This window comes from Roseibacillus ishigakijimensis (assembly GCF_016595415.1).
GTDB lineage: Bacteria > Verrucomicrobiota > Verrucomicrobiia > Verrucomicrobiales > Akkermansiaceae > Roseibacillus > Roseibacillus ishigakijimensis.
Genome location: NZ_JAENIO010000022.1, coordinates 34,167 through 47,897, shown reverse-complemented (window position 1 = coordinate 47,897; position 13,731 = coordinate 34,167). Strand labels below are relative to the sequence as shown.

The 13,731-nt window shown below is 59.8% G+C and carries 9 protein-coding genes; 4 read left to right on the top strand and 5 right to left on the bottom strand.

Features of this window, described 5'->3' with window-relative positions; all coding sequences use genetic code 11:
- Nucleotides 1–59: 59 nt before the first annotated feature.
- The 3 genes from speA to JIN78_RS09910 all read right to left on the bottom strand — a co-directional run bounded on the left by speA (nucleotide 60) and on the right by JIN78_RS09910 (nucleotide 4,437).
- Nucleotides 60–1,970, bottom strand: coding sequence for a biosynthetic arginine decarboxylase (gene speA, locus JIN78_RS09920; RefSeq protein WP_200391806.1), 1,911 nt, complete (start codon nucleotides 1,968–1,970; stop codon nucleotides 60–62).
- A 107-nt stretch (nucleotides 1,971–2,077) separates the two neighbouring features.
- The gene (locus tag JIN78_RS09915) at nucleotides 2,078–3,667 is read right to left on the bottom strand and encodes a TIGR03790 family protein (RefSeq protein ID WP_200391805.1); all 1,590 of its coding nucleotides are present in this window, start codon (nucleotides 3,665–3,667) and stop codon (nucleotides 2,078–2,080) included.
- Nucleotides 3,664–4,437, bottom strand: coding sequence for an MBL fold metallo-hydrolase (locus tag JIN78_RS09910; protein ID WP_234037911.1), 774 nt, complete (start codon nucleotides 4,435–4,437; stop codon nucleotides 3,664–3,666). The genes JIN78_RS09915 and JIN78_RS09910 overlap by 4 nt, the downstream gene beginning before the upstream one ends.
- 170 nt (nucleotides 4,438–4,607) lie before the next feature.
- Between JIN78_RS09910 and JIN78_RS09905 the strand changes: the two genes are divergently transcribed.
- The 4 genes from JIN78_RS09905 to cysK are packed head-to-tail and all read left to right on the top strand — an operon-like array spanning nucleotide 4,608 to nucleotide 9,870.
- Entirely contained in the window at nucleotides 4,608–6,374 is a 1,767-nt protein-coding gene (locus JIN78_RS09905) for a diflavin oxidoreductase (RefSeq protein ID WP_200391804.1), read from the top strand.
- 33 nt (nucleotides 6,375–6,407) lie between these two features.
- Nucleotides 6,408–8,126 carry an NADPH-dependent assimilatory sulfite reductase hemoprotein subunit gene (locus JIN78_RS09900; protein WP_200391803.1) on the top strand — a complete coding sequence of 573 codons (1,719 nt, stop codon included), beginning with the start codon at nucleotides 6,408–6,410 and terminating at the stop codon, nucleotides 8,124–8,126.
- A 3-nt stretch (nucleotides 8,127–8,129) separates the two neighbouring features.
- Nucleotides 8,130–8,867: a phosphoadenylyl-sulfate reductase gene (locus JIN78_RS09895; protein ID WP_307832991.1), complete on the top strand. Its 738-nt coding sequence runs from the start codon at nucleotides 8,130–8,132 to the stop codon at nucleotides 8,865–8,867.
- A gap of 49 nt (nucleotides 8,868–8,916) precedes the next feature.
- Nucleotides 8,917–9,870, top strand: a complete 954-nt coding sequence (cysK, locus tag JIN78_RS09890) for a cysteine synthase A (protein ID WP_200391802.1) — start codon at nucleotides 8,917–8,919, stop codon at nucleotides 9,868–9,870.
- 140 nt (nucleotides 9,871–10,010) lie between these two features.
- Here cysK and ppk1 read toward each other — a convergent pair whose 3' ends face one another.
- Entirely contained in the window at nucleotides 10,011–12,098 is a 2,088-nt protein-coding gene (ppk1, locus tag JIN78_RS09885; protein ID WP_200391801.1) for a polyphosphate kinase 1, read from the bottom strand.
- A gap of 35 nt (nucleotides 12,099–12,133) precedes the next feature.
- Entirely contained in the window at nucleotides 12,134–13,696 is a 1,563-nt protein-coding gene (locus JIN78_RS09880) for a Ppx/GppA phosphatase family protein (protein ID WP_200391800.1), read from the bottom strand.
- Between the last annotated feature and the right edge of the window lie 35 nt (nucleotides 13,697–13,731).

Below are 13,731 nucleotides of genomic sequence, written 5' to 3'. Positions count from 1 at the left end.
ATATCGTTCCGTGTCGATAAAAAATGAGAGGATATTTTTTGTAAAATTACAGGAAATGTTCAGTCTTCATAATAAGTATATCCGTGCAAGCTCTCGCGAAAGGCCTGCATGGTTTCCTTGCGCTGGGCGGCGGTGATTTTTCCCTTTTTGACCGCGTCCTCGGCAAAGCGGCGGAAGCGGGTTTCGAGGTCCTTGGGGTTGTATTCCACGTAGCTGAGGACGTCGGCCACGGTGTCGCCTTCCACCTCGTGGGTGAGGGAGACCTCGCCATTTTCCACCGCTACGGAGACCACATTGGGGTCGCCGAGGAGGTTGTGGAGGTCGCCCAAGGTCTCTTGATAGGCCCCGGTGAGGAAGGCTCCGAGGTAGTAGGGCTCGTCCTTGGCGGGATCGAAGGGGTGGAGCGGGAGTTGGTTGCGGGTGGAGTCGCGGTCGATGAATTTGTCGATCTTGCCATCGCAATCGCAGGTGATGTCCGCGATGATGGCCGGGCGGGAGGGCTCTTCCAAATGGCGGTGCAGGGGCATGATGGGGAAGAGTTGGCCAATGGCCCAAGCGTCGGGCAGAGACTGGAATACGGAGAGGTTGGCGTAGTAGAAGTCGGTGAGATTTTCGTCGATCTGGGTCAGGTCGTCGGGGACGTGCTGGAGCTGTTGCACCTCCTCGCCGATGCGGGTCATGATGTGCCAATACGTCTTTTCGCCCAAGGCGCGGTCGCGCAGGTTGATGGTGCCGAGGGTGAAGAGGGCTCGAATCTTGTCCCGGTAAAAGAGGGCGTCATTGAAGCACTCGTTGAGATTGCGGGCCTCCACACGATCGACCACTTCGGCGATATTCTGCAGCATGGGATGGCTTTCCGGGCCGGGCTGGGGCGGGGCCTCGGGGACGTGGAAGGTGGTGACGTCGAGGACATTGAAGGTGAGGACCGAGTAGTAGGCGACAATCGCGCGGCCCGACTCGGTGACGATGTCGGGATGGGGCACTCCGGCCTGCGCACAGGTCTCTTGCACGGTCTCGATGAGGTCGGCGGCATACTCGTCTAGCGAGTAATTGGCTGAAGAAGAGCTGGAGCTGCTGGAGCCGTCGTAATCGATGGCCAGGCCACCGCCCATATCGAGGAGGCCCATGGGCGCGCCCTCTTGCACGAGGGAAACGTAAACCCGGGTGGCTTCGGAGGCCGCTTCGCGAATGGATCGGATGTTGGGGAGCTGGGAGCCCTGGTGGAAGTGGAAGAGCCGGAGAGTGTCGAGAAAGTCAGCGGCCTTCAAGGCGTCGATGGCGTCGATCACCTGCCCGGTATTCAGGCCAAAGACGGAGTGATCGCCGCCGGAGTCCGCCCAATGCCCCTCCGACTTGGTGGAGAGGCGGAAGCGGATGCCGAGCTCGGGCCGGATGCCCAGTGCTTGCGAGCGCTCGATGATAGCGGGTAATTCGGAGGGCATCTCCAGCACAAGAATCACGCGCAGGCCCATTTGGGTGGCACGGAGGGCAAGGTCGATGAACTCGGTGTCCTTGTAGCCATTGCAAATGATGAGGGCCTTGGGGTTGTGCTGGTGGGCAAGGGCGGCCAGCAATTCGGGTTTGGAGCCACACTCCAGACCGTAGTTGTATTTCTTTCCGAATTGGGAGATCTCCTCCACCACCTGCTGTTGCTGGTTGACTTTGATGGGGTAGACGCCGCGGTATTTTCCCTGGTAGCCGGCCTGGCTCATCGCCTTCTGGAAGGCTTCATTGAGGTGTTCGATGCGGCGGTCGAGAAGGTCGCGGAAGCGCAGATTGATGGGCATGGCCCAGCCGCGCTCGCCCATGCCTTTGATGATCTCGGGGAGGGAAACAGGCACTTCCTTCCCGGTCGCCTGATCCCGCAGATGGACCACGACCTCACCTTGGTCGTTCAAGTCGAAGTAGCCATTGCCCCAGCGATGGAGGCCGTAGAGGTCGCGCGCTTGCGCCAAGTTCCAGTCAGACACGAGCCCTCTTTGAAGAATGTGCCCGCTCTTGTCAGGGAAAAATCTCGCGGGGAGGGAAATTTCGCCTTCCCGAAGGATTTTCGTCCCTTGCGGCGGGTGCGAGGTGGTCAGTTTTTTTCCCCGCTTTTGGGCTGGGCGGCAGGCGGTGCCGGGGGGTGGAGGATGTTGCGCAAGCCGATGAGGGCCTTTCCTTCGGGGATTTCTCCGAAGCGCTCGGAGGCCTCCTCAATTAGGCCCAAAGCGGCCTCTTTTTCGCCAAAAACCCGGTGGATGTTGATCTCGTGGAGGGTTTGGCGCAATTTGTCAGCACTGCCGGGGTAAACCTTGCCTGCGGCTTGGAAGAAGGCCTTTGCTTCCACGATTTTGTTCTCTTCCAGTAGGCGCAGCCCGAGTGCTTCGTAGAGGGGCCCCGAGCCCATGCGCGCGGCTGCCGAACGCAGCTTGACGGTCAAAGTTTCAGGCTCAAGGCTCCACTTTTGCACCCCCAGGCGAAAGGCCCGGTAGTCTTTGTTATCTTCAGCGGCCGCCGGAGGCTGGTTGTAGACGAGGAAGGGTCGGTAGAGCGGGTCGCCGATGACCAGGGATTGCCAGGAATGCACCGGAATGGCCATGTGCGCGGCCTCGACCAGCGAGTAGCCCTGGAGCAAGCGTTCGTGAAGAATATCGAAGTGGTGGGTGCCGGTCAGGTAGGGCTCCCAGACGTTGCCCACGGTGGCGGCGGCTCCTGCGGACAAGAGGGGCGCCACCCAATTCTTGTTCACATTCTCCAATTGGGCGGCTGAGAAGGAGTGCAAGTGGACGGCAATCGCTCCTTTCTTGAAACGGAAGTTTTGATTGAGAAAGGGCCCGTTGCGGTGATGGGCATACCAACCGAAATAAAGCGCGGCTCCCGCCATGGGGTAGTTGGTCACCATGGTGTCGCGGAAGCGGTCCACGACGGTGGGGATGCCCTCCTTGCGATTGCGGCGCGCGATGGCCCGGAGCCACTGATCGCCAATCTCGTAGTTCTTTCCCTTGTGCGCCTCGTCAAGATAGCACATGCCCCAGAGGCCCGTCTCCTCGGCGGCGAGGGAATCGGTGATGATGCGCTCGCAAATTTCATAGCTGGGGCCATCGAGCCGACAGGTGAAAAACAGGGGAGTGAGGGTGGGGTCGGCGATTCCCTTGTCTTGCTTGAAATAGGGGTTGTTGAGTGGTCCACTGATTTCGTGCTTGGAGAGGCCGAGGTAAACCAGCTCCGAGTCCACCGAGGCCTCGTCCTGCTGCCCTTGGGCTGGTGGCGTCACTTTGCCATCGGCCCCGGGAGATCGCTCCTCCCGCTTGATGCGATAGGGCACCCCTTTCACAAGAAGAAGGACGCGGATTTTGTTTTTTACCGGGATTTTGACTCCTTTGCCGTCCCGGGCCCGGCTCCACCAGATTTCCCGTTCGAAGTGCCCGGTGAGTGGGTCGCGCACTTTTTGTTCGAACTCCGTGCGACTGAGGGTGGACTGGTCGGGCACGTCCAGAGGGACCAGGTTGGAAAAGGGAATGTTCCGTTCTTGGGCGTATTTGACGGCAAGCGCTTGCGATTTCTTTTCGTTGGAATTGAAGATGATTGCCACCGTGGCGGGGTCGATGGGGGCGGGCGCGGCCTCCAGGAAGGGGAAGGCGGTCAGGAGAAGGAATAAGCAAGAAAATGATAATAGCCGTTTCATGAGGGAAAAGTCAGGGTGAGACCGTCGGTGGCGAGAAAGGTATTTGCCGGGAGCTTAGTGCTCGTGGTGGCAAAGTCCAGATCGTGTGTCAGATGGGTCAGCGCGGTGCGGGCGGGGGCGAGGCTGTCGGCCAGCGCGAGGGCCTCGTCCAGGGATTGGTGGGTCGGGTGGGGGTCGGGACGGAGTGCATCGATGATGAGGAGGTCCACATTGTGGAGAATTCCCAGCGACTCGGGCGGAAAGGTTTTCACATCGGGGGCATAGGCCACCCGTTCGCCATCGGGGAGAGTGAAGAGAAAGCCATGGGTGGGCGAAGCTCCATGCACTACCGGAAAAGGTTGCGCGGTCAGCTTGCCCAGATGAATGGCCTCGAAGTCATGAAAGGGGCGGGGATCCGGGCGCACATAGTTGCGCGCGGTGTTGCCAAAGGCCCAAGGGAACATGCGCTCCAACGTGGCCAGAGTGTGGGGGGAGCCATGCAGCGGCATGGGATCCTCGCGGCGCCAGCAAAACGCGCGAATCTCGTCGAACCCCACGATGTGATCAACGTGATCGTGGGTGTAGAGGACATGATCGACCGTCGTCAGGCGCTCTCGTAGCGCCTGTTCCCGCAAGTCCGGCCCGGTATCTACCAGAACATTGACCTCAGGGGTGGACAGGTAGAGGGAGGAGCGCGTCCGCCGATTGCGGGGATCAGAAGAGGTGCAGACCGGGCAGGGACAACCGATCATGGGCACTCCCACCGAGGTGCCGGTTCCTAGAAATGTCAACTCCGTGCGCAAGCCTCCACGCTCCGCCAAGCCCGCCTGTTTGGCAACCCGGAAGAATGCCTTCCCCCAACGGCAATCTCCTTTCTTTCCGAAAAAGGATTTGCTATCCGGCGCCCGCGCGGGTAGCGTCCCGTCCGGAAACACGATTAACTTTATCAATTTACTCAAGTATGATTCCTGAGCATGCTCCTTTCTCTCCCGACCAGCGCCAGGCCCTGAGCGGTCTTTTGGCGGGCTTCGACCCCGGCCAGCGGATGTGGCTGGGTGGATTTCTCTCGGCCAGCTCGGGAGTCGCCGCTCCCGCTGCTGCGGCGGGCAAAACTCCTCTCACCGTCCTTTATGGCACGGAGTCAGGTAATTCCGAATCCCTCGCCGATCAGACGGTGAAAGCTGCCAAGAAAAAGGGTTTCAAGGCAGTGATGAAGAACATGGCCGATTGCCAGCCCGCTGATTTGGCGAAGGAGACGAATTTGCTCGTGATTGTGAGCACCTGGGGCGAGGGCGATCCTCCGGAAGCCGCTGAGGAATTTTACAAAGCCCTCATGGAAGGGGAGAGCGACCTGTCGCAGGTGAAGTTCTCGGTTTGTGCTCTGGGGGACACTTCTTACGAGCGTTTCTGCGAGACTGGCAAGCAAGTGGATGCCCGCCTTGAAAAACTGGGGGCCCAGCGAGTGGCTCCCCGCGTGGATTGTGATGTCGATTATGATGAGCCCTACAACCAGTGGGTCACGGCGGCCTTTGAGGCACTGGCTCCGGCAGCGGCTCCGGCGGCCTTTGTGCCTGCGGGAGGCCCGGTGGCCGCACCTGCGGTGGAGTATGGCAAAAAGAATCCCTTCCCTTCGGAGCTGCTCGACAAAGCTCTCCTCAACGGCGAGGGATCGGCCAAGGAGACCTGGCACTACGAACTCTCCCTTGAGGGCTCGGGCCTGCATTACCAGCCCGGCGATGCTCTCGCGGTTCTTGCCAAAAACGCTCCCGATATGGTGGAAGGTATTCTCTCCGCCGCCCAGTTGAGCGGGAACGAGGAGATTGTGCTCAAAGGAGGGGAGAAGAAAGTGCTCGCCGATGCTCTTCGCGAAGATTTGGAAATCACGACGCTGTCGAAATCGGTGCTGAAAAAGCTGCTCGCCGTCGCCCCTTCGGAAAAGTTGGCCGCCCTCCTGGAGGATGAAGCCAAGGAAGAGCTCAAGAGCTATCTCTGGGGCCGCTGGATCGCTGATGCCATTCGCGATTTTGCTCCCTCCGGTTTGAAGGTGGACGAGCTCGCCAGCTTGTTGCGCAAGCTTCCCCCGCGTCTCTATTCCATCGCCTCGAGCCCGCTGGCGCATCCCGACGAGGTCCACTTGACCATTGCCTCCGTGCGATACGAGTTCGATGGCCAGCCGCGCAAGGGCGTGGCCTCCACCTACCTCGCTGATTTGGTCGAGAAGGGCGGGGAAGTGTCCCTTTTTGTCCAGCCCAACAAGAACTTCCGCCTGCCTGAGTCTGATGAAACTCCCATCATCATGGTGGGACCCGGCACTGGCGTGGCCCCCTTCCGCTCCTTCGTCGAACACCGGGCCGAAGCCGGCCGCAATGGCGGCTCCTGGCTCTTCTTTGGCGACCAACGCTATACTTACGACTTTCTCTATCAGCTCGAATGGCAGGACCACTTGCAAAGTGGAGCCCTCAGCAAGTTGGACGTGGCCTTCTCCCGGGATCAACCGGAAAAAGTCTACGTGCAGGACAAGATGCGGGAAAATGCCCGCGAGCTCTATGAGTGGTTGCAGAAGGGAGCCCACTTCTATGTTTGCGGCGATGCCAGCCGGATGGCTCTCGACGTCCACGAGGCCCTTCTCGATATCATTTCGCAAGAAGGCGGTCTCTCCCGCGAAGAAGCCACCGAATATGTGGCTCAACTAAAGAAAGAGAAGCGTTACCAGCGTGACGTTTACTAAGAATCCGAAATTTTACCCGAACCTATCGATATCATGAGTGACAAACTCTCAGCCAACGAAGGCATCAAGACCCGTTCCAACTATCTGCGCGGGACCCTCGCCGAGGGACTCCGCGATCTCTCCACCGGCTCCCTGTCGGAGGATGATCAGCAGCTGCTGAAATTCCACGGCACCTATCAGCAGGACGACCGCGACCTGCGGGCCGGTCGCCGGGCCCACAAGTTGGAGAAGGCCTATTCCTTCATGATCCGCATTCGCGTTCCCGGGGGGGTGACCACTCCCCACCAATGGATTGAGGTGGACCGGATGGCGGATCAGTTCGCCAATGGCACCATCAAGCTGACTACCCGGCAGGCCTATCAGTTGCATGGGGTGATCAAGTCCAATCTCAAGCGCACGATCAAGGAGATCAATGACACGGCGATGGATACCATTGCGGCTTGCGGCGATGTCAACCGCAACGTGATGTGCTATCCCAATCCTTATCTTTCCTCGGTGCATGCCGATGCGCTGAAGATTTCCCAGGATATTTCCGATCACCTCACTCCCCGCACGCGGGCTTATCATGAGATTTGGCTCGATGGGGAAAAGATTGAAACGAGTGAAGAGGAGGTGGAGCCCATTTATGGCAAGACCTATCTTCCCCGCAAGTTCAAGATCGCGGTGGCTATCCCGCCGTCCAATGACGTCGATATCTGCGCCAATGACCTCTCCTTCATCGCCATCGTGGAAGACGGGCAAATCGTCGGCTACAACGTCGCGGTGGGAGGAGGACTGGGCATGACCCACGGGGATGTGAAGACCTTTCCCCGGGCCGCCAATGTCATCGGCTTCTGCCGCCCTGATCAGGTGGTGGAAGTGGCGGAAAAAGTCGTCCTTGTGCAGCGCGACTATGGTGATCGCACCAATCGCAAGCATGCCCGCTTCAAATACACCATCGAAGACCGGGGGGTGGATTGGATTCTCGCCGAGCTGAACAAATATCTGGGATGGGACCTCGCCCCCACGCGCGACTTTGTCTTCGAGGACAATGGCGATCGCTTTGGTTGGATGGAGGATGACCGGGGCCGCTTCCACTACACCATGTTCGTGCAGGGCGGGCGCGTGCTCGATACGGCGGCCTACCCCATGCGCACCGGCTTGCGTGAGATCGCCCGCATTCACGAAGGTGACTTCCGTCTCACTGCCAACCAGAATCTGGTCATTGCCGACATCTCGCCCGAGAACAAGCCCAAGATCGAGGCTCTCATGGCCCAATACGGCATCGCGGACAGCCACGAAAAGAGTGCTCTTCGTCTGTCCTCCATCGCCTGTGTGGCTCTGCCCACCTGTGCCCTTGCCCTGGCCGAGGCCGAGCGCTACCTCCCCGATGTCATCGAGTCGCTGGAAGAGAAGCTGGAGGAGGTGGGCCTGCGTCACGACGCCATCACTATCCGCATGACCGGTTGCCCCAATGGCTGCGGTCGCCCTTTCCTGGCCGAGATCGCCTTCGTCGGTCGCGGTCCGGGCCGCTACAATCTCTATCTCGGAGGGGGGCACAATGGCATGCGGTTGAACAAACTTTATCGCCAGGATCTGGACCAGAATGATATCCGTAAAGTGCTCGATCCCATTCTGGAACAGTATGCCAAAGAGCGGAACGAGGGCGAGAAATTCGGCGACTTCGTTATCCGTGCCGGTTATGTCGCTGCCACCGAATGGGGGGGCGACTTCCATGATAATATCAAAGAAGAGGCCTACGCCTCGGAATAAGACGTGAAAGAATCCCCACAAATCAATGGCGCGGAGACCCCCGACGCGCCCTCTCTGTCTGAAGAGTTGGCTCTCCTCTCAGCTGGCAAACGCATCGAACTTCTGGCCGAACGCTATCCCGGTCGGGTGGTGGCCAGCACCAGTTTCGGGCTGCAGGCTGCGGTGATGCTGAAGCTGGTCAAAGACCACGCCCCCGGAGTGCCGGTCGTTTTCATCGATACCGGGTATCATTTTCCAGAGACTTATCGCTATGCCATGGAGTTGAGTGATCGGCTGGACCTCGATATCAAAGTCTATCGCTCGCAATGGAGTCCGGCCTGGCAGGAGGCTGCTTACGGCAAGCTCTGGGAGCAGGGGGCGGAAGGGAATGAGAAGTATGCCTTGCTCAACAAGGTCGAGCCCATGAATCGCGCCATCGCGGAAACGGGGGCCGAGGTCTGGTTGAGCGGTCTGCGGCGCAGTCACTCCCGCACTCGCGTGGACCGGCCCTTTGCCGAACAGCAGTCCAAGACCATGAAGGCCTATCCCATCCTGGATTGGCAGGACGATGAAGTGGAGCGTTTTCTCGTGAAGAACGAGCTTCCCCGCCATCCTCTCGCCGACGAGTATGTCACCATGGGGGATTGGCATTCCACCAAGAAAATCTCGGAGGCCGAGTCTGCCGAGGAGACCCGCTTTGGTGGTGAGAAATACGAGTGCGGTCTTCATCTCAATTCCGGCGTGACCGATTTCCAAATTTAAGGGAATTTCCCTTGGGCAAGGTCCCAAAATTTCTCAATACTAAGCTGACATGATTGCAAACAATATGGTCGACACCGTGGGCAATACGCCCCTCATCAAAGTGCCTAAAATTTCCCAGGAAGCGGGGGCTGATATCTTCGTCAAAGCCGAATTCTTCAATCCGCTTTTCAGTGTGAAGGACCGCATCGGCAAAGCCATGATCGAGGCGGCGGAGCGCGAGGGCAAGTTGCAGCCCGGCGGCACCATCATCGAGCCCACTTCGGGAAATACGGGAATTGCCCTTGCATTTGTTGCTCGCGCCAAGGGCTATCGCTGCATCCTCACCATGCCCGAGACCATGTCCATGGAGCGGCGGGTGCTGCTGCGCCTCCTGGGGGCGGAGATCGTCCTCACGCCCGGACCGAAGGGGATGGGCGGGGCCATTGCCAAGGCCAAGCAGCTTTTGGAAGAGCACGGCGCGGGCTCCTTCGGGCCCAGCCAGTTCGACAACCCCGCCAACCCGCAGGTTCACCGCGAAACCACGGCGGAGGAAATTTGGAAGGATGCCGAAGGACAAATTGACGCCTTCGTCGCAGGGGTCGGCACCGGAGGCACGCTTTCGGGAGTCGGTGGAGTCCTCAAGGAGCGGGGCAACAGCCGCATCGTGGCTGTCGAGCCCACGGCCAGCCCCGTCATTTCCGGCGGTCAGCCGGGCCCCCACAAGATCCAAGGAATCGGCGCGGGCTTCATTCCCGGCAACCTCAATACCGAAATCATCGACGAGGTGGTGCAAGTGACCAATGAGGATGCCTTTGCGACGGCCCAGCGGCTTGCCCAGGAGGAAGGCTTGCCCGCTGGTATCTCCACCGGAGCCAATGTCTGGGCCGCGATGCAAATCGCCAAACAATTCCCCGGCGGCCGCATCGTCACCGTGGGTTGCTCTTCCACCGAGCGTTATCTGAGCACTCCGCTTGCCGAAGCGGTCAAAGAGGAGGTGGCCAATTTGCCCACCCACGAGATTTGACTTTTCCTCGCTGGAAAAGAAGCTGCCGCCTCCCCGGACTGGGAGGGGCGGGCCATGCCAAGAGAGGCCGGAGGGACAGACCCTGCGGCCTTTTTTTCGGGAAAAAACCGCCAATCCCCCGACACCCGCCACTCTCCGGCTTAATCGTTGGGGAGATGGGGCTCGAAGGTGGTGGCTTTTTGCCGGGCATGATTGCGGGCCGCTTTGACCGCATTTCGATAGAGGTGTTCCTGTAGGCGGAAAGGGCGCTCTCCCTTGGCCGGGGTCACGGGCTTGCTGGTGCCATCGGGCAAGATCAGGGAGGCATTGGTGTTGTCCTTGAAGGCGGCCTCCAGAATGCGAATGAGCTGGCGCTTGCAGGACCGATCTTCGATGGGGATCATGAGTTCGACCCGGGAGTCGAGATTGCGCACCATCCAGTCGGCGGAGGAGATGGCAACCTCCGGGTCGCCGCCGCGATGGAAGTAAAAGACGCGGGCGTGCTCCAGAAAGCGGTCGATGATGGAGACTACGGTGATGTTCTTGGCGTCCTTGCGGTTCCCGGGTTTGAGGCAGCAGATGCCGCGCACGTTCAGCTTGATTTCCACCCCGGCGCGGGAGGCTCGATAGAGGGCGGAGATGACCTCGGGGTGCTGAAGGGAATTCATTTTGCCCATGATGAGGGCCTTGTGCCCTTGCTTGGCCCGGGCGATTTCTCCTTCGATGAGCTCCAACACCCGTTGCTTTAGCATGGTGGGGGCGCTGGCCAGCTTCTGCAAGCGCACCAACTTGGAGCGCCCGGTGACGGCATTGAAAAAGAGGGAGGCGTCGGCGGCATACTCGGGACGACAAGTCAGATAGGAGATGTCGGTATAGAGGCGGGCGGTGGATTCGTTGTAGTTGCCGGTGCCAAGATGGACGTAACGGCGCAAACGTCCGCCCTCATTGCGAGCCACGAGGGTGATTTTGGCGTGGGTCTTCAGCCCTTTCACGCCGTAGACCACTTGCACTCCCGCCCGCTGCAGTTCTTCCGCGCGGTGCAAGTTGCGGGCCTCGTCGAAGCGGGCTTTGAGCTCAATGAGGACAGTGACTTGTTTGCCATTTTCCGCAGCCCGGATGAGCGCGTTGATGATGGCGGAATCCTCGGCGGTGCGATAGAGGACTTGTTTGATTGAAAGGACATTGGGGTCCTTGGCGGCCTCCTGCACCAGTCTCACCACGGGCTCGAAGGACTCGAAGGGATGGGAAAGCAGGATGTCGTTGCTGGCGATGGCGTCGAAGATGCAGGTGCTGGGGCCGACTGCGGGGGAGGGTTGGGGCGTCCATTTCTTGGCACGCAGATGATCGAAGCCGGGACGGAAGGCCAGCTGCATGAATTCGGTGAGTGCGAGGGGGCCGGGCACCCGGTAGAGTTGGGGGGAGGCCGTGCCGGTGAGTTCCTGGATCAGCTTGGTGATGTCTCGCGGAGCCCCCGTGCGCAATTGCAACCGCACCGTGGCTGAGAAGCGGCGGGCCGAGAGGACTTCCTCCATTTCGTCAATCAGGTCGGAGGCATCTTCTTCATCGACCGCGATGTCGGTATTTCGCGTCAGCCGGAAGAGAGCGGTGCCGGTGATGGTCTCGCGGGGAAAGAGATCGCCCAGATGGAAGCGAATCAAATCCTCTAGCATGACAAAGCCTTCCCCTTCCTCGCGCGGGACGGAGATGAAGCGGGGAATATTGACCGGAATGGGCACGAAGGCATAGCGGGTTTCCTCCTCGGAGGTGAGCCGGGCCGCGATGACAATCTGCAGCGAGGGCAAGGCGATGGCGTGCTGGGAGGACTCCAGCGCAAGGGGAGTCAGCATGGGGAAAATGAAGGACTTGAAGTAGTCATCCACGCCCACCCGCTCCTCTGGCGTCAGGTCCTTGGGATTGAGATGGACCAGGCCTTTCTCGGCCAGCATGGGTGCGATTTCGTCATTGAAAATGCGGTATTGCTCCTTGGACATCTCTTGGCAGCGGCTGCGGATTTTTGCCAACTGCTGGGTGGCGGTGAGCCCGGTGAGATCTCGTGAGGTCGAGCCCGCCCGTTTGGCCATGGTCAGCCCCCCGACCCGGACCTGGAAGAATTCGTCGAGATTGGAAGCCGTAATGGCGAGGAACTTGACCCGCTCGAGGATGGGCAGGTCGGGACGGCAGGCCTGGTCGAGCACGCGTTGGTTGAACTCGAGCCAGGAGAGCTCACGATTGATGAATTGGTCGGGCATGGTATCGGGGAAAAAATGGAAACTGTGGGAACAAACTAGGACTCGGCAATGGTGACTTCGAGCCCGAAAATGTCGCGGAAAAGATCGCCTTTGCTCTCCAGCGCGAGGCGCTCCGCCGAGGCGTCGGGCACCCCCTTGAGCTCGAGCAGGAGGCGGCTTTTCTCGATTTTGACCGCAAGGTCCCGCACCCGACTGGAGTGGGTGCGTTCCAGCGCGTCGGCTACCCGGAGGAGGGAGGCCAGCTTGCTGACCCGGATGCGCTCCGGGTAGGGGAGGGCGGAGTAGCGTTCGTGATTGGGCTTGGGGGGAGACATGCGGTGATAGCGGGAGACCAGAGCCACCAAGGTGCGTTCATTCTCCGAGAGTCCGAAGATCTCGGAGTTGAGAATGAGATACTCTGAGTGCTTGTGGTGCGCGTGGGGGCTGACGAAGCCGCCCACTTCGTGCACAATGGCCGCCACCTGCAGGAGGAGTCCATCTTGCTCCGAAAGCCGGTGCAGGGACTGGGTTTCCTCGAAAAGCCGTCCGCAGAGAAAGGCCACCTGTTCGCCATGACCACTATGGGTCTCATACTTCTCGGCCAGATTGCGCGCGGAGCGAATGACCTCGGCCTCGAATTCCCGCGTCAATCCTGCCGAAAAGGGGAGATCGTGCAGCAGCCCGCGCTCGTAATCGGAGGAGGGAATGTGCACGGTCTTCACCCCGAAGGCCTCTGCAATGGCCAGATTGATTTGCAAAGCGGGCAAAAGAGCATCGGCGGCATGATAGTCCAATTGGTAGGCCATCGCCCGCTGGTCCTCGGGCGTGCGGGCCGCTTCCTGACAAAGATCCCGCAGAGCCCGCACCGAGCAACGCGTCGAGCCCGTGCTTTTTAGCAAAAATGGCGCAAGGAGCTGAATCTCATAACCAATCAAGACCAAGTCCTGAATCTGGTGCTCCCGCAGATCGAAGACGATGCGCGAAATCGGGCCCGAGGCATTGTCCCGGATCAACCGCAGCTGCGCTTCCCCCTCCGCAAAGGAGGCTTCGATGAATTCCGCCGTGCGATGAGTGCCCAAGCGATAGGACTCGTATTCGTCAATGTGCCCTTTGGCAAAGAGGAGCGCGCGGGTATTGCCCGGGCCGACATGAACCACCAGCGTGACTCGCTTCTTCATGGCCTCGATCTCATGCAAGCGGCGCAAGGTCTTCAGATAGACCAACCGCGTCATTTCTCCATCGTCGAGAATCTCAATTGGTAAACCCGTGGCCACCGCCAGCCGGGTAGAGATGAGCTCCCGGTTGCTGGCCTCCGAGAGGATATTAGTGGCCACGACCCGGGAGACCTCCTCGAGGCCTCCCCCCAGCTCACGAAGCGAGTCGAGATAGCCGCTCAAGATTTCCACCGCCCGCTCCGTGGTCTCGCGCGAGACCTGGCCTCGCGAGAAGATATCACGGGCCAAGGAGAGCGGCTGTTCCAGGAACTCCATCGGAACGGGATGATCGGCCTCGCTGCAGTCGAGAATCAGCATGGAAATCGCGGAGGCACCCACATGGATGGAAGCCCGGATTGCGGGGGCTTCAGAACGTTTGTCGAGGTCTCGGGGATAAGATTCCATGCCACCGGCAAACTAACGCAGAGAAAGGGGAAGAG